Source organism: Shewanella sp. 0m-8 (assembly GCF_052977265.1).
In genome coordinates, this window is record NZ_JBRIMB010000008.1 from 127,051 (window position 1) to 151,469 (window position 24,419).

14 protein-coding genes and 3 pseudogenes are annotated in these 24,419 nt (G+C 40.5%); 13 read left to right on the forward strand and 4 right to left on the reverse strand.

Annotation, left to right across the window (positions count from 1 at the left end; all coding sequences use genetic code 11):
- The first annotated feature begins 119 nt into the window (after window positions 1-119).
- Window positions 120-797: a helix-turn-helix domain-containing protein gene (locus ACVBIO_RS06085; protein ID WP_447172197.1), complete on the forward strand. Its 678-nt coding sequence runs from the start codon at window positions 120-122 to the stop codon at window positions 795-797.
- Between the two features lie 33 nt (window positions 798-830).
- On the opposite strand, the gene ACVBIO_RS06090 is transcribed toward ACVBIO_RS06085, so the two are convergent.
- Complete coding sequence (locus ACVBIO_RS06090) at window positions 831-3,011, reverse strand: winged helix-turn-helix domain-containing protein (RefSeq protein WP_447172198.1); 2,181 nt, start codon at window positions 3,009-3,011, stop codon at window positions 831-833.
- 447 nt (window positions 3,012-3,458) lie between these two features.
- Here ACVBIO_RS06090 and ACVBIO_RS06095 point away from each other — a divergent pair, with 447 nt between their 5' ends.
- The 9 genes from ACVBIO_RS06095 (at window position 3,459) to ACVBIO_RS06135 (ending at window position 14,659) form a co-directional block, all read left to right on the forward strand.
- A complete protein-coding gene (locus ACVBIO_RS06095; protein WP_447172199.1) occupies window positions 3,459-3,653 on the forward strand; it encodes a hypothetical protein in 195 nt (64 codons plus the stop codon).
- A 116-nt stretch (window positions 3,654-3,769) separates the two neighbouring features.
- Window positions 3,770-3,949 carry a hypothetical protein gene (locus ACVBIO_RS06100; RefSeq protein ID WP_447172200.1) on the forward strand — a complete coding sequence of 60 codons (180 nt, stop codon included), beginning with the start codon at window positions 3,770-3,772 and terminating at the stop codon, window positions 3,947-3,949.
- Between the two features lie 68 nt (window positions 3,950-4,017).
- The gene (locus ACVBIO_RS06105; RefSeq protein ID WP_447172201.1) at window positions 4,018-5,049 is read left to right on the forward strand and encodes a radical SAM protein; all 1,032 of its coding nucleotides are present in this window, start codon (window positions 4,018-4,020) and stop codon (window positions 5,047-5,049) included.
- Between the two features lie 4 nt (window positions 5,050-5,053).
- Window positions 5,054-5,755, forward strand: coding sequence for a hypothetical protein (locus tag ACVBIO_RS06110; protein ID WP_447172202.1), 702 nt, complete (start codon window positions 5,054-5,056; stop codon window positions 5,753-5,755).
- 16 nt (window positions 5,756-5,771) lie between these two features.
- Window positions 5,772-7,895: a peptidase domain-containing ABC transporter gene (locus ACVBIO_RS06115; protein WP_447172203.1), complete on the forward strand. Its 2,124-nt coding sequence runs from the start codon at window positions 5,772-5,774 to the stop codon at window positions 7,893-7,895.
- A 14-nt stretch (window positions 7,896-7,909) separates the two neighbouring features.
- Window positions 7,910-9,139, forward strand: a complete 1,230-nt coding sequence (locus ACVBIO_RS06120; protein WP_447172204.1) for an efflux RND transporter periplasmic adaptor subunit — start codon at window positions 7,910-7,912, stop codon at window positions 9,137-9,139.
- Between the two features lie 51 nt (window positions 9,140-9,190).
- Entirely contained in the window at window positions 9,191-9,865 is a 675-nt protein-coding gene (locus tag ACVBIO_RS06125) for an ABC transporter ATP-binding protein (RefSeq protein WP_447172205.1), read from the forward strand.
- Between the two features lie 2 nt (window positions 9,866-9,867).
- A complete protein-coding gene (locus ACVBIO_RS06130; protein WP_447172206.1) occupies window positions 9,868-12,264 on the forward strand; it encodes an ABC transporter permease in 2,397 nt (798 codons plus the stop codon).
- Entirely contained in the window at window positions 12,257-14,659 is a 2,403-nt protein-coding gene (locus tag ACVBIO_RS06135; RefSeq protein ID WP_447172207.1) for an alpha/beta hydrolase family protein, read from the forward strand. The genes ACVBIO_RS06130 and ACVBIO_RS06135 overlap by 8 nt, the downstream gene beginning before the upstream one ends.
- A 730-nt stretch (window positions 14,660-15,389) precedes the next feature.
- Here ACVBIO_RS06135 and ACVBIO_RS06140 read toward each other — a convergent pair.
- Entirely contained in the window at window positions 15,390-16,370 is a 981-nt protein-coding gene (locus ACVBIO_RS06140; protein ID WP_447172208.1) for a transposase, read from the reverse strand.
- Between the two features lie 84 nt (window positions 16,371-16,454).
- Here ACVBIO_RS06140 and ACVBIO_RS06145 point away from each other — a divergent pair.
- Both ACVBIO_RS06145 and ACVBIO_RS06150 read left to right on the forward strand, forming a co-directional pair.
- Window positions 16,455-17,039, forward strand: a pseudogene (locus ACVBIO_RS06145) (IS3 family transposase); the annotation flags it as partial.
- Window positions 17,040-17,056: 17 nt separating this feature from the next.
- Window positions 17,057-17,529, forward strand: a pseudogene (locus ACVBIO_RS06150) (IS5 family transposase); the annotation flags it as partial.
- Window positions 17,530-17,796: 267 nt separating this feature from the next.
- Here the strand turns inward: ACVBIO_RS06150 and ACVBIO_RS06155 are convergent.
- Complete coding sequence (locus tag ACVBIO_RS06155; RefSeq protein WP_447172209.1) at window positions 17,797-21,612, reverse strand: hypothetical protein; 3,816 nt, start codon at window positions 21,610-21,612, stop codon at window positions 17,797-17,799.
- 185 nt (window positions 21,613-21,797) lie between these two features.
- On the opposite strand from ACVBIO_RS06155, the pseudogene ACVBIO_RS06160 reads away from it, so the two are divergent.
- Window positions 21,798-22,626, forward strand: a pseudogene (locus ACVBIO_RS06160) (IS5 family transposase).
- Window positions 22,627-23,322: 696 nt separating this feature from the next.
- Here ACVBIO_RS06160 and ACVBIO_RS06165 read toward each other — a convergent pair.
- On the reverse strand, window positions 23,323-24,228 hold the full coding sequence (locus ACVBIO_RS06165) for a hypothetical protein (RefSeq protein ID WP_447172210.1): 906 nt from the start codon (window positions 24,226-24,228) through the stop codon (window positions 23,323-23,325).
- Window positions 24,229-24,419 lie beyond the last annotated feature (191 nt).

Sequence of the window (24,419 nt, forward strand, 5' to 3'; positions counted from 1 at the left end):
AGTATCAGCACAAGAAGGTGAGAATTTAGGGCTGTGTGATAAAGAACCTGAAAAATGCCATATACAACTTCTTACTAACGCCGTCAATTAGATCCGTCCATTATTAGAGGTCGTATGTAATGAACAACCTGTCTGAAATAATAAATAAAATTACCACAGTTAATTCTGAAATAAGCTTGAACAGATTGTTTTCTGATATCAATGACAGGTTTAATTACCACTGGGGTGGCTTAATGGTTTTTACGCCTCTATCTGCTAATGACCTTTCCACTGCCACATTTGGCAACGTGCCGTCTGGACTTATTGATCATATTAAACAAGATTTACAAATATTACGCTATTGCATGAATGAAGATAAACCGATTGATTACCGAAGGTTACTGGAGGTTAATAAATCGCAACCTACGCTATCTACAAATACAGGCCTCGAACTGCTAATACCAATCAAAGGACGAGGTACTGAATTTGCCTGCTTAATTTTTTCCATTCCTGATAATGCGTTGTCGTCCGATATGATTGATAAAATTGGCTGGTATTGGCTCATCCCCTCAACGTTTATCTACTCTTGTTATCGTGAATTAAATACAAACAGTCCCGTTCAGATAACTAAAAGGGAACAGGAATGCATAAAATGGGCATCAGAAGGCAAAACCTCATGGGAAATCAGTCAAATTCTCACCATTAGTAAAAGCACCGTGGATTTTCATCTAGCAAATTGCATTGAAAAGACTGGCAGCACCAACCGACAACAAGCCATAGTTAAGTGTCTGTTCAATGGCCAATTATTACGCCTTTAAAGCGCTTGCTTAAATAATTGCTATCAAGTGTGCTCAAGGCGTCACAGCAAAGCGGATCAGCTGCGAGTGACGTTCATCTCTTTGGCGGTAGATAAATGAAGTCCCATCGTGGTTAATGGTAAAATCCGGTCTCACCTTGTTGTAATCGAATTTTTTTGTTGACTCAAGCGGATGGGTAAGATCACTTATATCGAGTTGGTGAAATACTGTCTGTACTAGATCATGACTGCTCCAATAAATACGGTCTGATGTGACATCCCAGTGGGTGTTAGGCTCTTCAGAGAGTTGATAATTGAGTGCGATTTGTTTGCTATTAGCACTGTCAGACCAAAATAAGTCGCCCTTACCGGTCGCTAAGATATAGTCCTCTCCAAAAGGGCGGATATAACGAAACCCATCAAATAACTCGACGATGGTTTCATTATCTATACTGTATCGAAAAATAACCCATTTTTCATAATTTTTAATGGAGAAGTAAACATATTGTTCATCCGCTGAGAACGACGCATCCCCAATAAAATCATCACCTGCAGTGATATATTTTATGGCTTGAGTCTCTGTATTAAATAAAGCAAAGCGATAGTTTAACTTTATAAGTTCCAGCTTGCCCGATGATGAATCTAAGGCTCTTAAACTGTATTCAGTTTGTATATAGGGGGTGATATTGTTGGTTTTGGTATTCAGTTTCCCCAAACTAGTAACATGGTTTGTGTAAGACAAGACTAATTTTGAGTCAATTTCAGGCTGATAACCTAAAAAATAGCTATCTGTAAGAGAAGTATAGATGTGAGTTGTAGACCAATGTTCAAACGGTAAAGCTTGTTCAAAGAAGAGTACATTCTCGGCATAGTCAGAAGTGGACAACCCTATAATATGCTGCTCATCTACAATGAATTTGGCTAACGGTGGCGAGTTCTCGAGTACGGTCACAATAGCGCTTTCGTTAAACTCAAGTTTGTATAACTTATTTCTATCAAGCAAGATAAACTCTTGATCATTAAGCCATTGAAAATCATAAACAAGTTGTTTTTGATGGTGTTTAAAGACTACGTCATGACTGGCGAGCTCGAATACCCTGATGTCTGAAGATTTTTCATATTTAGAGTAACGTAACACTGCCAAGAATTTCCCGTCAGGAGATATAGCGCCTTTTACATCAAAATAGGTTTTATTAGTGCTAGAGGTCATCCTATTCACACTTTGATTATTTAGGTCATATTGATAGATGTATTGGGGTTGTTCCACCCGCTCCTGCCCAGAAAAGTAAACGTAAGCAGGATCTAAGGAGGTAAATACATCACCAATAAAATGGTAATTAGCTAAAAGTGTATCAACGTTGCCTTTCCCCTCCTCAGCCAGCGAAATACTATTGAGTGAAGAATTTCCTTGCGCTATATCCGAATAAAATAAATGCTTGTTATTAGCAGAAAAAGCCAAAGCACCAGGCAAAAACGCATTTTGGGTTACAGGAATAAAATTTGCTTCATGACGTTGCTTGACATATATCTGGTAGCCAGTTTGTTGATTAACTTGGCCAGAAAAGGCTAAAAACTGCTTATCTGCTGATTGTGCGATGGCCATTTTGTCACCGGGCAAAGTCTTGATGACTTCCCTGGTAGCCCGTTGCTCAGTGAGAACTGGACTTTCTATCAATCCATCTATAAAGCCATCTCTAAACACAGCAACAGCCAATATCGATACCAAAATAAAGGTTAGGAACATCGCCATTTTTTTGCTTGTTGCCACCCTATCTAAGATAACACGCCAAGAAGAAGTGTGGCTTATTGTAATGTTCGGTGTTACCTCAGGATCAATAGTTGCAGAGCTCTGAATCTGATTGTCTGATGACAGTATGGCGACGGCTGAGGCTTGTGGTGTATCCGTTGTTGAATTATCAGCAGGTTCAAGCGGTGAAGATACATGGCAAATCAGTTTATAACCACGCTTGGGTAGCGATTTAATGTATTGCGGTACTTTGTGGTCATCATTGAATAGTAGGCGTAATTTACTGATCGTTCTTCGCACAGCAGCATCAGAAACACATCGACCCTGCCAAACATTGTCATGCAGCTCATCCATTGAAATAAAACGGTTCGGATTGCTGCAAAGATACAACAAAACGTCAAAGACTTTAGGTTCAAGCACAACCTCAAACTCATCACGGGTAAGGGTCATCTCTTCGACATTTAAAGTGTAACTACCAATTGTGATCAATTATCCACCCGCCCTATCAATACCGCTCTTTATCCACTCATTCCCCTAAGTGAATGCCGTAGTAATTCCAATTTTTCTCTGATGTTAACACCTAAACCTTTAAATACATAGACATTACAGTAAAACATCATTTGCACAACATCGGCGTATTTAACAGCATAGTCACGGGTTAAGTAAACTTAGCCGGCGCCTCAGTCAAATCTGGATTATTACGGGAACAATTTCATAGTTTGCGTAACTAACACTGTCAACACATGCTGGTAACCAACTGAATTAAAAGAAAGTTACAACTTGGTTACGCGATGGTTTTAGCCAGATTATTGCTAGTGCCCAGTATTGAAATTACTTTTAGATACAAAGAGGTCGGACTCCTTCTATACCTAGAATAATAGCGGGACGAAATGCCATCAAAACACATTAGATAATTTCAACTAAAGGATCTGGTTCATGAATAGTAATAAGCAAAAAGAAAAACCGTCAGTGGCAAGTGCTGTAAGGACTGCTGAAGGGTTTATTGAAATAACAAGTCTAGACTTATTGGATGAAATGGTTGGTGGCATGGTTAATCCTGAAGCTATTTTTTGTCAGTTGAATGATGAGGATGTAACAGTGACTAAACATGTAGCGTCTGAAGGACTTTAGAGAGTATATCCGAATTATTGCCCTAGTATATTTACCAGTTTCATAAAAATAGGCGTTGAGCATAATAGATTCATCCAAATATGGATAACCAACAAAATGATAATAAAGGAAATATTATGACTACTAAATTTGAAAACATTAAAAACACAGATATTACAGTTAACCAAGAAGGCGATGTTGAACTAAGCCCTGAACTCGCTGAAGCAGTAGCCGGTGGTTTCAACCCTGAAGAAGAAGAGCTAGAAGGTAATAACGTAGGTTGTATTAATGGCTCATGTGCTGCTGATTTAAAATAATCAGCAGATAGTAATAGCTAACCCATTACTGGGTTAGCCATTATTTCTGTGATGGTATTATAATAGAAATGGACGACATCAATATGATTAATGGTTTCTCTCATCAAGCCCTATCCAGTAGTTTAAGCAAAGAAAACTTTCACCTCATTCTTTATCCAACGGAACAATGCAATTTCAGGTGTGTCTATTGTTATGAAGATTTTGAGATTGGCCAAATGCCAACTTGGTTAGTTGATGCGACTAAATTATTAATAGAAAAAAAAGCTAAGACTCTCAAGCTTTTATCGTTAAGTTGGTTCGGTGGTGAACCTCTACTGGCAAAAGACATCGTTTTTGACCTTGCGGAGCATGCCTTACAACTCGCGGAAAAGTATCACTTCAAATTAGGTGGTGATATGACGACCAACGGCTTATTACTTGATGTAAAAACGCTATCAAAGTTAGTATCACTTAAGCAAGATCACTTTCAAATTTCAATCGATGGCGATCAGCAAGGTCATGATCAAACTCGTGTTACTCGCACTGGCAAAGGCAGTTTTGATAAGATCTGGGCCCGTCTTATCGCCGCAGCAGAAACCACTTTGCCATTTAAAATAACCTTAAGAATACACGTTACCGATTTCAACCAAGAGAGTGTGCTTCAATTTTGTGAACGCTTTGATCAGCACTTGGCTCAAGATGATCGATTTATTCTTTTTTTTAAAGCCATCGAAAACCTAGGTGGTGATAATACAGAGAGTGTTAAACAGCTTATCGAACGTAAAACAGCAAAACTATTCGCGAAAAATCAAACAGAAAAATATCGAGAAAACAGTTTTGATTTAAATAAAAAAGGCAATTACATATGTTATGCGGGTAAACCCAACTCCATTGCGATAAGAGCCAATGGTGAACTTAATAAATGTACAGTAGCTCTGAGTGACCCTAAAAACAAAATCGGTCAAATAAATCAAGATGGCACACTCACTATCGAAAGTAAAAAAATGCAGACCTGGTTACAGGGATTTACTACATTAGATAGTTGGCAAATGGGCTGCCCACTAAGCTATATGAATAGCAACTCAACTATTGGTGATATTCAGATTAAAAAAGTGGGCTAATCCAATGTCAATTATCAATATGTTTCGAAAAGAAGCATTAAGGCATCAATACAGATCGCAAGAGTTTGGCCACTCTGTAATAAAACAACCCAGTATTATAAGCAAGTCAATAATGGGTTTATGCATAACTATTATCGTTTGTGTAATTACAATCCAATTTGTAACCTTATCAACCAGTCATACTTATGATGTAGTACTAGGGGCTGATAATTATTCTCCCCTAGTTATGTCTGAAGCAGTGGTAATTTCACAGCAATTAGCCAGCGAAGGAGCTCTGGTAGCAAAAGGCCAGCCCTTGGTAAATATCAATATTATTAATGAGCAAGAACAAACTGGCGAACACCAATACTTAAGAGCGACCAAAGCGGGGATCTATTTTCAGTCTCAAGCAGATTCCACCATCATCCCTGCATATCAAGCTATCGGCTACCTTTTAGACACCTCAAGCTCTGATGATTTTTCATTGTGGTTACAACAAGAGCCTCGCAAACCCGTGAGCATTGGCCAGTCTATCAATATTATTATCAATGATAAATCCATCGAAGGTCGAATATCCATGATTGTGGGTTCATTTATCCCTGGAAAGGGGCAAAAAATCTTAGTGACATTCATAAGCTCACGATACTTTCCCCTCTTGTCTCCTACATCAAGCTTGAAAATCATGCTTAATGAACAGCCAGCAACCATAGCTCAATTACTCAGATAAAAACTAAGGTACCAGTATGCAACTCACCGATTATATTGACTTTAGTTCTTCAAAAACCCCCGTATTCGTCCAAAGCGAAGTAGCAGAATGCGGCATTACCTGCCTAGCCATGGTTGCATATTATCATGGCTATAAAACGAACATGTTGGCGATGCGAAAAAAGTATCCGGTTGGCATTCAAGGGATCACAGTAAAAGAGATCATCAAGGTCGCCGATGATATCGGTTTATCTGGCCGAGTATTAAAGCTTGAGCTGGGACAGCTATCTAGAATTAAAGGGCCTGCAATTTTACACTGGAATTTCAATCATTTTGTCACTTTGACGGCCGTAAATCGGCACGGGATAGTCATTCATGATCCCGCCAAAGGCAAAGTGAAGCTGGATTGGACTCAAGTTTCAGAGGCGTTTACTGGTATTGTCATTGAGCTCACCCCTTCCAGTGGCTTTGAGACCAGTGATGAGCGTATTAAAGTCCCCTTAACCGCTTTTATCGGCAATATTGAGGGATTAGGACTATCGCTGTTTAAAATTTTTGTGATCGCCATAATATTGCAGGGCTTATTTTTAGTCGCTCCCTATTACATAAGATTGGTCATCGATCAGGGCATTCCCCTGTCAGACCATAGTATTCTATTGTGGTTCCTTTTTGGGTTCATCTTTATCACTCTGCTCACTTCGGCAAGCAATTTTTTACGAACTGCTGCGATCTTGTATCTGGACAAGAATTTAGGTTTTCAGGTGAAAGCCAATATTCAAAGGCACTTACTCCACCTACCATTATCCTTTTTCGAGACGCGTCACATTGGTGATATAAAGTCCCGCTTTGAAGCGTTTAATGAAGTACAAAGAATGATCAGTCGCGGATTCATTACTTCAGTTGTAGAAGGATTACTGGGTATTACGACGCTAATTATCATGTACAACTATGAGCCATACTTGGCCCTGATCTCTGTTTCATCTCTTTTATTAACCTTCATCGTTAGATTTTTTTTGACAAATAAAGAAAATAAGTACCTTGAGCAAGCCTTGTCTAAGCAGGCGAAGGAAAATAGCCACTTCCTGGAAACAATCAGGGCTATTATGCCAATCAAATGCTATGTGAAGGAAAGCACCCGTTTATCGTCTTGGTTAAATCTTTTTGCTGATACCACCAATGAAAATATCAAACGCGAAAAAGTCAGCATCGTTGCTGAGATATCACAAGATCTGATTGGGAAAATTGAATATTTGTTAGTGATCTATATCGGTGCTCTGCTGATCATAGATAATGTATTTAGTGTCGGGATGTTCATCGCATTTTTAGCCTATCGATTACAATTTTCAAATAGCGCACAAGCACTTGTCGACCAACTGTTTCGTTTTCGATTAGCATCCACCTATTTGCGCCGAATGTCGGATATTGTCTTACAAAAACAAGAGACTGAGGAAGGTGGGTTAGGGTTATCAAAGGACAACACATCAGGCTTGATTGAAGTTAAAAACTTACATTTTCGCTACAGTCCCTCTTCTCCTTGGTTATTCCAAGGCATCAGCTTTCATGTTGATGCAGGCGAATCTGTTGTGATAGTGGGTCGCTCTGGTCTAGGTAAATCGACCTTGCTTAAATTGATGACAGGATTGATTCAACCCCAGCAGGTTGACTATCGACTGGATGGCTACAGTGTAAACCATATGGGGGTTCGTAACTTCAGATCCTTATGTGCCACCGTCATGCAAAACGATCAACTACTTAATGGCTCACTTATAGAAAATATCTCATTTTTTGAACCTAAACCCGATCTTGAAAGAGTTCAGGAAGCGGCTAAAGGCGCCTACATCTGGCAAGAGATCCAAGCGATGCCAATGGGTCTGCATTCACAAGTTGGCGATCTGGGCAGTACGCTGTCTGGGGGGCAAAAGCAGCGATTATTACTTGCCAGAGCGTTGTATAGTCAACCAAAAATACTATTTCTAGATGAAGCCACCAGTCATCTAGATAGTAAAACCGAGCTTATGGTCAACCAATATCTTAAAACGAAAAAGATCACCAGAATTAGTGTCGCACATCGTCAAGAAACGATAAATGCAGCTGATCGCATAATAGATCTAAATCAACTAATTTCAGATAACAACATTGAAGAAATAGCGGCTAAATCATAATTGTAAGGCTATATATGAAAATCAAAATCAATCAAAAAGTGGTTTATCGCGCCTTAACAGGGATCTCACTGATAATGCTGATTACTGGATGGCGCTTAGGTTATTCCGATATAGAAACACTGCCTTACGCTAGTGTCTCTATCAGCAAGGTTGAAAGCGGTGACTTTTCCACAAAGGTGACAGGGTATGGCTCACTACAATCAATCAACAAGCGACTGCTGACAGCGACAAGCAATGCTGTTGTAGATGAAATTGTCTTAAAATCTGGGGCTGCAGTCGATGTCGATACAGTCATTATGATCCTGAAAAACCCTGAGCTAGAAAGTCAGCTACGTAAAGCACTTGCCAAGTTACAAAATAGTAAAACCCAGAAACGCAAATTAGTTTTGCAACATCAAAGGGAGCTGCTCAATATTGAAACGAGTCTGTCAGAACTAGAGTCAGAATCTGAGATTGCAATGCTACAGGTTGACGCAGAACGCTCATTAGCGAAGTCAGGCATCATCTCTGGGATCCATGCCAAGAAAAATGAGCTTACAGCAAAACAGCTTATCAAACGGATAACACTCGAAAAATCCAAGCGAAGTAAAATGATTGCCATGCAAACTGAAGCGCTATCAATTCAGGACGACCTTATCGCTCAAGCACAAGAGGAGTTTGATGTAGCCACACTCATGGTCAATCAACTTTCTGTCACAGCAGGAATGAAAGGGGTGATTCAACGCTTACCGCTAAATCTTGGCCAGAGTGTCACTGCGGGTACTGAATTGGCCTTGATAGGTAGCTTATCTCCCCTGGTGGCTGAGATTAAAGTACCTCAGATGCAATCCCATATGGTCACCTCTAACATGGTAGCCGAGATCACCACACTGCATGGTCAGATCCTTGGTGAGGTTGTCCGTGTAGACCCTGTAGTCAACGAAGGAGCTGTTCAAGTGGATATAGAGCTCACTACACAGTCAAAGATCAACGTAAAACCTATGCAGTTGGTCGATGCCACCATCTTTGCCAAGGTGCGCCAAGGGGTGCAATTTATGAAAAAGCCCAAGGGTGTAAAAGAGAACAGTCAGATCACTCTGTTTAAGTTAACAGATAACCTCAGTGCAACCCGAGTCGATGTTCAACTTGGAAAAGTCTCAGGGCAACAGATAGAGATCCTCTCAGGTCTGCAAGTGGGCGATGAAGTGATCACCTCATCCCATGAGCTTTCAGCAGAAACCTACCACCTTACATTGACCAACTAACCCGAGCCAAGGATGAATAACGTGAATACTGAAATACTCAAGATAAATAGCATGAGCAAGTCATTTGACTCGGGCGAACAGCAGGTGCAAATATTGAAAAAAATCAGTTTTTCAATATTTGATGGCGAATTTGTCTCTATTTCAGGGCCGTCTGGTTGTGGTAAATCGACTTTGTTAAATATATTGGGGCTGTTAGACACCCCCAACAGTGGCGAGTATTATATCGATGGGTTACTGGTCACAGGAATGAATGCTAGTCAACGAGCTAGCATCAGAGGCAATAGAATTGGCTTTGTATTTCAATCATTTAATCTAATTGATGAGTATTCGGTCGTTGAGAATATCGCCCTACCGCTAAAGTACCGCGGCGATAGCTTAGAGCAGCGTCAAGCGCGCGCCTTAGACTGCCTAGATAAGGTCGGATTAGCGGATAAAGCCAATCTGTATCCAAGCCAACTATCTGGTGGACAACAGCAGCGCATCTCAATTGCTAGAGCACTAGCAGGGGATTCTGGCATTATGCTTGTCGACGAGCCCACGGGTAATTTGGACTCTAAAAATGGTGATGCGGTAATGTCACTGCTGCAGGAGTTAAATAAGCAGGGCACCACCATAGTGCTGGTCACCCACGATCCCCGTTATGCCGATATGGCATCACGCAATATTAAGTTAAAGGATGGCTTAATACAGCCCTCTGACGCAGCCCCTTGCAGTGAGGTGGCCTAAGCATGTTAATCCAACTCGCCATCAATAACTTTAAGCGCGCCAAACAGTATTATATAACCACTGTACTGACACTCACCCTGACCCTTTCTATGGTATTGAGTGTATTTAGCCTCGTCGACTTGGTGTTCTTTGCTCCCCTTCCCTACAACGAAAGTAACAACCTTTATTTGTTAGAAGGACGAATTAAAGCTGAAGGGTTCGATGGAGCCGCCTCCAATGCTCAAATAATGACTCATATAGATGAGCAAAATGATCTGTTTGATGAGCTAGCCACTTACCACACGTGGAATGACTATAAACTCTACGACAAAATAAAGCGCCCTGAAGTGGATGTGATACTGACGTCGAGTAACCTATTCTCTGTACTAGGTGTAGAGCCTGAGCTTGGGCGACTGTTCAACAAAAATGAGGCGTTAGGAACAAAGCAACCCTCGGTGATATTGGGCTACCGGGTCTGGCAGCAGCATTATGGTGCAGATAAAGATATTATTGGCAAAAAAATTCAGCTCAACCAACGCCGCTTTAATGTCATTGGCGTCACGCCAGATAACTTAGTCCTACCACAATACAACGATATCAATGATGCCGTGTGGATTCCCATGGACATGGATGAAACCTTCAAGCCCAAAACTTCACCTGGATTTATGGGATCTTATAAAGCAGTTGTTCGACTGAAGCCTGGTATAGAGTTAGAGAAAATCACTGAGCAGTTAAACCTACTGGCCATTGCAGGCGCCGAAATATACACGCCTGAAGTGTTAAAGGACTTTACTGTAGGAGCTAAAATTACGGACTTTAAAACGGCTCTCCAAGGGGACAGTGGCAAGATTGTGCTTATGCTATTAATCGGCGCAGTGCTGCTAATGGTTATCGCACTGATCAACTTATCGAGTATGCAAATTGCGAGAGCTATCTCGAAAATAAAAAACTTAGCCATTAGCTTTGCCTTCGGTGCAAACAGCAAAAAGTTAGCTATCGCTGCATTTAAACATAATATTGTTATCATCGGCTTAGCCGTCGTATTGGCACTACTACTGACCCAGAGTAGCTTTTCAGTTATGGAGTTGCTCGCCACAGACTCCATACAAAGGCTAGATACATTATCAATCAGTACCAACACCCTACTGCTTTCCATCGCTTTAGCTCTCACTATTTCAGCATTCTATACCTATATTGAACTCAGTGTTGTTAAAGAGAAAAATCTTACTGACAGCCTGCAAAGCAGCGGTAAAGGGGTTGGCAAACAGGTCGGTGCAGGTGTGAGTCATACCTTGATTGGTCTACAAGTGATGTTTTCATTTATAGTTTTACTCGCCGCGAGCCATGTGGTGTTGCTGACACTGTCTGAAGCATTGCGTGCCAATGGACTCAACACCGATAACAAGTGGTCATTAACCGTTAATTACTCGAATCTCGATATCAAGAATGAACGCATAAACCTACATAGAACTCTGCTAGAACAGATATCTCAACTCGATACCGTCACTCACGTGCTACCGGTTTCTGAACCAAGATTGCCTGAGAGCTTAAACGTTAATCAAATCTACGGTGAAGATGGGGGCTATATTGCTCAGGTTCGCCAAACTCGTATCGGGTCCGGTTATCTTGAAGCGCTCGAGTTGTCCATTTTTGGTCGTGGCTTCAAGGCTGGAGATAGCGAGCTAGCCAACTTTCCGGTCATAATCAATCAGCGTTTAGCCGATTTAATCGATCAAAACAGTGCCAATATTATCGGCCAAAAGATCAGTTTTAACAGTAAGACTTTCCATCCTATTATTGGGATCACTGCAAACACTTATGTGCCAGGGAGTATAGAGGATGAAGCTTATGAGGTGTTTAATCCATTAAAAAACGGTGGCTGGCGTGAATACTCTTACTTGATCACCACAGCACAGAGCCAAGAGTTTGAGCAGCAGCTTAGAGATTTAATCACCCGGGTAAACCCACGCCTAGATATTGCCAAGTTAATCACTCTAGAGCAGCAGTTTAAGCAAAAGCGGCAGCTGCACATTGCTGCTGCGGGTGTCGCAATAGTGCTAGCTTCACTCTCCCTGCTTATGGTCTGTATAGGTATTAATGGCATCGTAAATTATATGGTGCAGGTTCGTCGTTACTCCCTAGGGGTCAAACTTGCTATGGGAGCCAATAATCAAAAGTTATTAAATGAAAGCTTGGTAGAGTTAATGCGGCCAGTCATTATGAGCTTGGTATTCTCCTTCTCACTGAGCTACCTGTTAATGGCGTACTTTAATAGCCAGACGCTCAGTAAGATAACTCCAAACTGGCCAATGACAACCGCGATCTGGTTCGGAGTCTGCTTGTTATCATTTACAGTGAGTTTTATACCTGTACGGCAGATTCTAAGTCAAAATCCAATAAAGGCACTAAGAGATGAATAAGTCTTCAATCAGCTGTTATAGCGTTATTCTCTTTGCAGTGCTTTTTAACAGCTTGGCTTTCGCGCAGCCAGAAAGTCAGCCCAGTGATCTCTGGGGTGACCTTCTAGCACAAAGTACAACAACACAGTGGTATGGTGCTCCCAATGGGGAACAAACGGCTATTTTACATCAGATAAACTATCCCTCATTGGCAACTCTTGCGCAGCCAAGCCGAACATTGGCGGGGGAAACATTTTATACCGAAATTGCCAGTAGACCCAATCAACGATTATATAGCCATATCACAGTAATAAAAAATGGCCAATACAGTAAAACCATCCAACCAGATAACGGTGTCATTATCGATTATAGTTGGGCTCCTGACTCAAGCGCACTAGCATTGCTTATACAAAGCGATATAGGGGTACATTTATGGAACTATGATGTCGCACAACACAGGCTAATCTCCCTGTCCCAACTTGAACTTTCAACCCGCATAGGTGAAAGGCACCTTCGCTGGCTACCAGATAGTAGTGCTGTCATCGTTAAAGTAAGCATACCTTCAGAACATGTCCTTGCCACTAACATATTACAACCACGAATATCTTCAACTGATGATAAAGTAAAACCAGGTAGAACTTATAAACACCTACTCAATTCACCGGATAAACAGCGAGCGTTCAAATCTATCAGCCGGTCACAACTAACCAAGATTGATCGACAAGGCAATAGCCTACCTATCGCTGATAGTGGCCTCATCTACCATTTTGCTATTTCTCCCGATGGAAATTACTTACTTATTGAAAAACTGCCTAGTACCCCCTCATCAACCTTGCCATTAAAAAAATGGGGACGGGAGTATTCAATTGTCGATCTCTTCACAAAGCAACATGTTTACTCGCTACCGTCACTAGGGAATAAACCACATTTAGCACAAGCCAAGGATAGGGTTGCTATGGGCGCAAGGGGAGTTCAATGGCTCCCATTTAAATCATCTACAATATCATGGGTTGAAGCAAGCGAACAGGGATTAATGACCAATGACCAAAGCGTTCATGATAGGGTTTATAGTCTCACTAGTCCCTTTTTAAACGAGGGAAAAGAGGTTTTAGCATTAACCTGGCGATACTATGATCTCATCTGGAGTCCAGATGGTATCGGGTTGCTGCAGGAATGGCGTTATCAAGACCGGCAGTCACGAACTCAACTGCTAAAATACCAACAACCAGAGAAAACCAGAGTGTTGTCACAGCGAGATTATCGCGATAAGTACGCTGACATCGGCGATCCAATGACAACTCGTACTCCAGCTGGAAATAGGGTGTTGCTAGAAGGCAATGAAAAGCAGATTTATATGAAAGCCATGGGCAGAACGAATAAGGGGCTAACTCCTTTCATCGACACTCACAATCTCTATACTAATAGCAAAGAGCGGATCTTTACTGGCAAAGAGTCTGCATTAGAAATACCACTCGCAATGCATGGCAACTCACTAATAATCAGCTCAGAGAGCGTTAGTAAAGCTCGCCAATATATCAGCCTAGCAGGGGATAACTACGCAAAAAAGACTGTCATATATAAGAGCGAGCACCAGAATATGATCTCATCTTCACCTCAAATTATAAATTATCAACGCCAAGATGGTTTACAATTACAGGGGACGTTACACCTCCCTAATGGCGTCACTAAAGAACACCTTAAAAGCGGTAAGATCCCTGCTGTGTTGTGGGTCTATCCAAAGGCATTCAAAAACATAAAGATAAGCCAGCAATCTTCGACTGTCCCAAACCAATTTAGGCAATTTGACCCCTTAGGTCCGCTGCCTTTATTACACGACAATATCGCAGTTTTTGAGGCCCCATCAATGCCCATTATGGCTATTGGCAATGGAGAACCGAACGATCAATTTATAGCGCAGTTAACCATGAACGCAGAAGCTGCAGTCAAAGCATTAGAACAAACCGGTATTATCGATGTGAAACGGTTAGCAGTAATGGGACACTCTTATGGAGCATTCGCTGTCGCTAACTTACTCGCTCACACCGACCTTTTTAGTGCAGGAATTGCAAGAAGTGGGGCATATAACCGAACACTAACCCCATTTGGCTTTCAGGGTGAAAAGCGCAATTTATGGCAAGCAAATCAGACTTACCTTATGATGTCACCTTTTTTGTTCGCCGATAAAATTAACGAACCCATCCTACTCGTTCACGGGGAGAAAGATCTTAATCCTGGAACTTCTCCTATGCAGTCAACACGGATGTATAATGCACTGGCCAGTAATAACAAAACAGCAAAGCTGATCATACTGCCATATGAGGGCCATCAGTATCGAGCTAAAGAAAACCTACAACAGTTACTCATTCAGCAGTCTGAATGGTTAGCTCGTTGGCTAACTATAACCCAGGACCAATAATGACACAGTGGCGCCTATCAGTCGATGGATAAAACTGGATTTAATCATCAGGTAGAAGTCACCAAGCAGAAGAATGTTAACTCAACTAGCAACGCTAGCTGCATATCTACATCACGGTATAAATATTAACGAACGTCTAAAGTTCTCCATTGCAGTCATTACCTACGATTAGAACGGTTTGAATCATCAAACCCTCTAAGCGACAACTCTCATGGCCTAGTAATTGTGTCCCAATAAAAGCGAATACTGAGAGAGCGAGTACGAGTGGGATAGTCTGAGTTGAATACCCGACACGAAAGCGAAGAAGGTATTTACGTTGCGAGGCATCGCTTGCACAATTATGGGATCGGGCGCTTCGGCGCCCTTTCTTCCCTTCTATTATCTATAGAACCTATTAGTCAACTCCTCACACAGCGCCGTTCGTTGCACTATCCGTGCTTTGAGCAATGAAGCATCTTCTACGCTAAGTAGTACCTGCCGCGTCTTCTTATCAAACCTTGTTGGCATCTCTTCATAGAGCTTAACAACATGGCCATCCATTATTGTTTCATTTTCTAGAGTTAACAAAATAATCTGGGTTACTTACATTCAGTTCCTGCCCTCAAAACTAAATTAAGCGTAAAACCGTTTTCAATCACTAAAATCCCAGCTATTTCACCAGTGAGCATGCAACAAAAATGCCGAACATAGGTTCGGGAGCTTTTTTAAAAATTATGAATTTAAGTCTTTGTTAAGCGCTATCTAACCATCGTCGACAATTAGCTGCGCCTTGCCTTCGCTTACGCTCTAAGTGTCCGCGATACGCATCGAGCTCTTCAAGCGTGCCTACTGGACCTTTGAATAATCGACTAAAATCACTCGTGAGTTTAATCCAGTTTGCTTGTGGAATATTAAGCCTTTGGAGTATTTTCAAAGAGGTAGCACTTATAGCTCCACGCTTATCTTTGCGAATTACCCTCCCGGTATCATCAACCAGTTGCAGGTAATCTTTGGCACTGAACATCAGCCCTTTGGGCATATCCTTGCGTTCGTTACCAACAAAAGGCAGTAACGTACTGGGTTGCTCACCGTTTAGGGCGGATTTAATTCTAAGCTGAATACTCGTTTGGTCTGAGGTTTCTGGGGTCTCAGCCATTTTTGCGCGAACAGGATTGAGGTCAACATAAGCCATGCAAGCCAAGACGGCAGCTTCATCAAGCAAGGCTTGAGATTTGAACCTTCCTTCCCAGAAACGACCTGTGCAGTTATCTTCTTTATTGGCCATGCGAGCAATGGGCTCATTCAGTGCCCGCATAAACCAAGAGATATCACTTAATCGACCTCGGTATTGAGCAATCGAATGTTTTAAACTGCTAACCTCTACACTTTCAATGACCTCACCTTTAGCAAATTTTTGAGTAATGTCGGTGCCTTTAAACAGTTGATGCCAGTGCTCTATTACCTCTCTATCTGTCCAATTGTTCGCTTCAAAAACATCCACCCTCAGCACCAAGTGAAGGTGATTGGACATCACCGCATAAGCGCTGACGTCTATAGCAAAAATACTAGCTAACTCAAGTAGCCTTGATTCAACCCAATCACGACGATGCTCATAAGACTGGCCCGTATATTTATCGACGCCAGTCAGCCAGGATTTTCGCACGCATCTAGATGTGCAGTGGTAAAAAGGAGTGTCTTCTATGCTAACTAAAGTACTTCTTGGTCTGGCCATAACAACCTCAGTCCAATTGTGATTAGTAAAGCTTAGTCAGAGGTTGAAAATCCAGCCAACAATTATGGGTGTCACAGTTAATCATATTGTGAGCTTGAGTTAAACCTTCGTATTAAACCTAAGAAGCGATTGGTTCGTAATAAGCCACAACCACTAGCCGTACCTGAAAAAGCCAACGAATGTTGGTCAATGGACTTTATGCATGATCAACTTGCAGACGGTCGCTCAGTCAGACTATTTAATGTGATCGATGACTTTAATCGAGAAGGACTAGCTATCGAAGTTGATTTTTCTCTGCCTGCGATCCGTGTACAAAGAACACTTGAACAGATCATTGAGTGGCGTGGTAAACCAAAGTCTATACGGTGTGATAATGGGCCTGAGTATATAAGTAAATTGCTTCTAGCTTGGGCTGAGAAACATGAAATAGCACTTTGCTATATTCAACCAGGCAACCCTCAGCAAAACGCCTATATCGAACGTTACAACCGAACAGTGCGTTATGATTGGCTAAGTCATTACTTATTTGACTCGGTGACCGAACTACAAAACTTTGCAACTGAATGGCTTTGGGTTTATAACAATGAACGGCCAAACATGGCATTGGGAGGAATAACTCCTATGCAGCGTTTAGCACAAATTAATATCTCTACTTCTGAACTCCATTAAAAATGGGGGGATTACCGCTTCACTTAGCAGTAGATACTAATACACATCAAATAGTGAGTGCGCAAGTCACGATGTTGATCGTCGGTGATAGTGAAGTCATACCCTCTTTATTGAGGCAGTTAAGACGACAAACTAACGCAATATCTGGTGACGGAGCTTACGAGACTAGGCAATGCTATGAAGGGGTTGCGAAGAAAAAAGCCCTCGCTATTTTTCCGCCAAGAAGTAATGCGGCGATATGGGAGGAAGGACATCCTAGAAATGAAGCCTTAGGCCGTCTGAAAGCTGGAGAGCTGAAGGAATGGAAGGAAGAAACGGGTTATCACAAGCGCTCAATATCAGAAACGGCGATGTACCGATTTAAGCAATTGGTCAACGATAAGCTATCTCTGCGTGATTACAATGGCCAAGTCGGCGAAATACTTTCAGGAGTATGGGCTCTTAACAAATGTGCAGCCTTGGCATGCCTGTAAGACAGGCTGTGAACTAACTTAAGTTTGGGAAGGGTTGTTGCGTCTTCATTTTTGATTTAAGCAACAACGCCAGGCTCCTCTACTCTGTAATTTGGAAAAATCTCACATATGAGCTTCCTAGAGACTTACCACTTATCTAACTTTTGGGCTTTTAGACAGATATGTGTCAACGATTTTGCTAATCTAGCTTTTCTCGGATGAGCTTACGTATCGCGATTCGGCCAAAGATTGATTTAGTAATTACAACCCCTCTAACTCAAGTATCCAATTCCACGCGACCAAAACTACATGCCTTCTTCTAGTTCTGAGTCATCGCTTAATAGTGCATTATTATCCCAGCCATAAATTGACACAGGATTATCAAAAATCTTCCTAAACATAGAAATGAATGTTCTGTTTTCTCTATCGTCATGAACCAGTTCTGTATGAGTAAGTATTACCTCATCGTTTAAACCATAGTTAATAACAAACTTTTCTTTAGCGTTATTGACAAAATGTTTTATTTCTTGATTGGACGCAATCTCTTTTGAATAACTTGATTTTTCAAATAATGTTAATCGACGTATACCCGTGACAAACTCTAAGGATTTTGTAAAAACACCTTTGTTCGCCAGCATATATGTCATATTTAGATTGGTTACCCTTATAACTACCCAACTATTAGACCCACCAGCCCACAAGTTCCCTATCCACTCTCGTTTAACTCTGCCATCTTTTGCTTGAGTGGAATAACTGGTACCAATCCCATTCCAACTATTAGCAATCGGAAAAAACAGTTGAAGTACTGCACTAACATAATCAGGTCCACGTAGCGTGCCTGTAGGAGAGCCACATGAGGATATTGTATTTTTTATAACTAAAGGTTGAGTCAAGCTAAAGGGAATATCCTTACTGTTATTTAAATTTAAGATATAAAAAAGCCTGCTTGACAACAACTCGTTACTGACCCATACACTATCTTCACTTGTGCGCTCACTCGAAAACAAAGCAAATTTATCATTACGTGACTTCAGCTTTAAAAAAGCAAAATCACCACATTCATAGTTAGACTTTAACGGACTAAACTCAGCCAAAACTTCCAATATGGAACTAAAAAACGAATTGGAATTACCATCAAAGTCCATATCGTAGAATTCATGAGCTGAATCACTATTTAGAATAAAATTATAGTCTGTATTTTCCCATTTTATTTCTTTAAATGACAAATTAATCACAACCAACTTCAAATATAACCTACGGAGTTTCGATTGATACGCGTCGTCATTATTTAGCGTAATAGCAACAACTAAATACATTACTCTAGTCAAATTGCTTACCCGCGAATAGACTAGATTTTCTGAATTCATAGAATATTCTACATAATCTATTATCAGCGATACAAATTGGAATGCAGTGTTTTTATTTCTATAGAAACTGAAAAGCTGATTAATTAAAATGCCAACGCAATCATAGTCCTCAGATCCATCCAATGATACAATTAGATTTAAAACAGAATCCCTTTCTAACAGAGAATTGTGTTCAAGTACATAACCTACGCATTCAAACAATTTAATTCGCTGTTCTTCATTTAAAAACTTGCAAATATTAAACATATTAGATATACAGTTTGACCAGTATTCTTCTATAGTTTTATCGCTCTCCAGCAAAAAGCCTTTAGAATAAGATAAAAATCGTAGCATTAACCAATCTATAGCTACACGATTAGCAACTAAACATTCAGAATCGAATAAACGACAGACCGATAAAATTGTATTTCTTATAACAATCTGACAATGGGTTTGATCAAATCCTCTATAATGAATTATTTGTGAAATAAACGAATTTGCATACTTCCTATACGTAATCAACGCTTCAAGCCTTGCTTCTTCATTGTTATTATTTTTTAGATAACTAACTAGCATTCCCTCAAATATTGCCAAATCATTTTCCAATTCATCGTAGTCGACAGGCCTATTTTCAAATGCCGTCATCAATTCATGAGCGAGATTATTGTCAAGCTCTTCACTAGAGTCTTCTCGACTTTTAGCAACCAAAAAAGACATCTCTTCCCATTTGGAAACCTTGCTATTAAGAGCGTTTACAGTTTCTTCCAAAAGTATATATGACGGACTCAATTCAACATCAGTACTGACAGCCGGAATCATGAATTCGATATTATGTAATGCGCCCTTGTTTTCGTTTGAAAGTATGAATATATTCCCATAACTCTTAAATTTATCTAGTATTGCTCTGAACTCATCAATTACATCACTCCATAAGAGCTTATCAGAATGATAAATAAGAATATCTTCGCTTTCATATTTTGGGCAAACCATTGACTCTAATAGAGAAAACACCGAAAGGTAAATATCATCCATAATATCAATATTGTAGTCAGATTTTGTTCTACAGTTTTCTAACACTTCATTGATTTTTATTAGTAATGACTTTAGAATACTCACATCCTCGGTAGTTCTTATCATTTTAAAGTTAGCAATATAGGTCATAGATTCGATACAGAACAGTAGTGAAATACATAAGGAATCATTATATTTACTCTTATCTAGATTACTTAGCAAACTAAAGTTATCTAGCATTAGTCGTTTTATATCTCTACCAAACTCATTATTGATGAATGCCCTTCTCAAAAGGACATTCCTTACCTCAGCTCTAACTTTTATTGTCTCAGTTATTCCTCCTGAATAAACTTTAGATATAAATATAGAATGCATATTTTTTATATCAACAAATGAAGCTAAGTTGTTAGTTACTGGAGATAGAATCTCCCAGTCCTGCTTTCTTATATACTTAAAGTAAGTCAAAAGTTTTGCGCTCCTCTTAAATTGCCCCTTATTTTCTATTGCGTAGAAGAACCTATCCTCATCCGTATACTCTTGCTTTGCCATTTCATCAATGATATTTTTTATAGCTAACCTGTTACTCACATCATCAGGCAAAACTAACTCTTTTAGCGAAGCGTCTTTATATATCCTATAAAAAACCTCCACTCTTTCTTTGACGGTTATGGCTAAACGAGACTGCCTACCAATTGGCCCACTAACTAAGAAATCAAAAATACCTTGTGCAAGTTGGACTTCTTTCTTACATAAATTCTCGTCTTTATTTTCCCTGACAGAAAGGATTTCACTCAATACGAGATTTCTATCAGTACCTCCAGAAAAATCATTAAGCATTTCTGTTACTAACGACTCGCTTTCCTCTATCGTGAGTTCACCAACTCCAATTTGCTTTCTAATACGTTCATTAATATGATTAGAGCACTTATCTGCAGCATCAAAAAGTAACCGTCTTCTCTTAGAAACAAAAACCACTTTTATTTTATTATTACTGTTTGAAATTAACTTATCGACATACCTTATTAACTGAACAATTGATTCTGTATCCTTTGGTGTTTCATTGATATCAATAACAATAATAACACTAGAGTCATCACTTATTCCAATTTTATCCAGATACTTCATTACATTATCACAATCGAATTCTTCTTTATGATAATTCCCCCTACTCTTTCTAAAATAGTTAAAACCATCTCCAACCAAGTATGCAGGATAAAGATGTTTGATCGACAAAAAAACCTCTTCAATAATATTTTTATTCTTATACCTTATATAAAAAATATACATTCCAAAAATAATAACAATCATTTTAACGACAGCATCTTGAATATTGGAAAGACCTAATAACGGGGTTCCAAAGTCAGATACAACATGAAACAATATAATGAAAAATATTACAATTCCGAAACTAATCCAATTGAAATTTCTGGATATAATTTTGGACACTTCCTCAGTTCCAGATGCATATGAGTAGACATCTTCGTGATATTTATAAAGCAGCTTGGCGTTCTTGTTTTTTCCTAGACTTAAAATTTTTTGTATTAAACGATAAGACAACAACGGGAGTATTAAGTTATGTTGCGCATCAAAATCTTTACGGTTGATGTATAGGTGTATTTTATTTGCTGAAAAACAGCTATCACTCTCAAAAATTTTACTTTTCCCAGAGCCCCCCAAACCACCTACACATGTAAAATTAGAGCGTTGAATGCTATCGGTAATTTCACTAACAACATCTCTTTTAATGTAAATAGGCTTGTCCATATAATAGACCTCTACTAGGTTACCCACTAATTTGTTAACTAGACAAAAGAGTATAGACGTAGTCTTCTTAAAGCGTTTACTTATCTCCGAATTCAACTGCGAAGTGGCGTTGTTGCACAAATAGATTGAACCCTTTCCCATAGGGACGATCAGATCGACCAAGTGAGCGGTCATCGTAGATAATAATGGGCAAAACTAAGCATAAAATCATCAATTGGAAAGAGTACAACAAGGCACTGGTCAATCGAGGTTCGGTGATCTTCTGGCTTGATGAGGAAGCTACCGCAAGCTGGTACTGTAAAGAGCACCATGGCCGTCGTGGTAGAGGGCATACCTACAGCGAGCATGGGACTCGATATCAAATCGCCTAATTATAGTTGCCTTAGCAGGCGCGCCCAAACAGTGGAGGTCATTTATAGAATGCCAGCTAAAGGTGCCGTTATGCATTTGGCAATAGACTCTATTGGCTTAAAGGTTTTTGGCGAGGGCGAATGGAAAGTTAAGAAGCATGGCGCAGAGAAAAGGCGCGTATGGCGCAAGCTTCACTTAGCAGTAGATACTAATACACATCAAATAGTGAGTGCGCAAGTCACGATGATGAGCGTCGGTGATAGTGAAGTCTTACCCTCTTTATTAAGGCAGTTAAGTCGACATATTAACGCAATATCTGGTGACGGTGCTTACGATACTAGGCAATGCTATGAAGAGGTTGCGAAGAAAAAAGCCCTCGCTATTTTTCCGCCAAGAAGTAATGCGGCGATATGGGAGGAAGGACATTCTAGAAATGAAGCCGTAGGCCGTCTGAAAGCTGGAGAGCTGAAGGAATGGAAGGAAGAAACGGGTTATCACAAGCGCTCGATATCAGAAACGGCGATGTACCGATTTAAGCAATTGGTCAGCGATAAGCTATCTCTGCGTGATTACAATGGCCAAGTTGGCGAAATACTTTCAGGAGTGTGGGCTCTTAACAAAATGTGCAGTCTTGGCATGCCTGTAAGACAGGCTGTGGACTAGCTTAAGTTTGGGAAGGGTTGTTGCGTCTTCATTTTTGATTTAAGCAACAACACCCTGCACTGGGCTCAAACCTCCACTAAGGCGTACCATGTTACCCAGCAACCACTCGGGTTACTTTTGCAATACACACTTGAAGCTTTGATACTGCTGCTCAATGACTTTCCAGTCGATGGATTGCCATTGAGTGCAGTAAGGAGAGGCACTAACTTCAGATGAAGTCATCATTTGCGTTTCTCCATTAATAAAGTTCTCCAAATTTTCTTGCAACGGGAGACCAGCTGGAAATAGGCTCACTTTCGTGCCAGACACAAGGTCTGCATGTTTCGGAGTAATCCGATCACTTAGGGTAGAAGTAGGGGGGGGAGAAAAAGATGATTTAGGTGATCGGATTAAACCGAAATGGGTGATCGCAATCGTCGTAATACGCACACACAATGGGGCAAAATCTTCTTAGCAGACGCTCTTAATAGAAGGTTAATCTATTGCCTATTTCATCAAATTACCCCATAAGCGGGTCTATCTACTATTGAACCCGTAATGGAAGACTGGTTCACTTGATTCTCTTAGAGAGTAAGACTAGTAACTAGTGCTAGCCTTTCGTTAGACAGCACCAAAGCGTGCAGACTGACATCATCACTTGGCTTGCCTTTGGGTTAGCTGGGGATCGGGCGCTTCGGCGCCCTTTTCTCCGTTCTATTATCGATAAAACACGTCAGTTAATTCCTCGCACAGCACCGTTCGTTGCACTATCCGTGCTTTGAGCAATGAAGCATCTTCTACGCTAAGTAGTACCTGCCGCGTCTTCTTATCAAACCTTGTTGGCATCTCTTCATAGAGCTGGTTGTGCAGCCTCTTTATGTCATTGAAGATTTGCAGGGATTGCGAGAACAGCATGACCTTATCGTAATAACCGTTATTGAGGCCATACAGCCACTTTAAGAGGATGGTTTGCCTTGCAGCCTTGGTCTTAAATGAATGCTCAATTTCAATCGCTGCGACTGCGCCGTAGGGCTCTATCGCTATGCCATCGACATTGCGCACATCATTGGATTTAAATAGCCGCTTAAACTCAGGCTCAGTAACGAATGAATACCAGTAGGGTTTAGCTATCTTATCTTTTGTTTGATTGTGCACGCCTTTGAGCAGAACGTACTGCATCATAAGGTCGTGCATTATGGTGTTTTGGTTGACTCGTAAGCTGGGTTCTCCAGCACGGAAATAGACCGCAACTGATAACAACTCTTCGACGTATTTCGCCCCAGCATAATCCAGCACATAAACACGGTCATCGATGGAGCGATGGGTGATAACAAGGCTCAGTAATTTCTCGCTGACGAGCTTGTTTAAATGCTCTAATGCCAGCCGGTGTGGAATGCCGTAAAGCCAGCTGATAATCGTTGGTGATGTTAGGCCGAAACGTGTAACGATTTTCATCGTTAATATGCGCCTATCTTTACCAATCTGATTGTTGCTTGTTCCCGGTTGGTAGTGCATGAGCATGGAGATATAAGGTTGATATAACCGCGCTGCTTCAGGAGCTATTTCACCCGCTGTTTCGACGGTTTGATTTAACTGTTGGATTGGATTGTTTTGCTCATTCATCTTGATATCCGTTGTTACGTTGAACATGGTTATCAAGAGATAGAATCTTAGAACACAAACAATGCCTGTTCAGGCAAAAAAGTACTGATTTTTATTCCGAGATACTTATTTCTCCCTCTCGGGATGAAAATAGCGATAGGTATCGCTACCAAGCCAGGCTTTGCCTGATGAATGAATCACTTCGTGACACA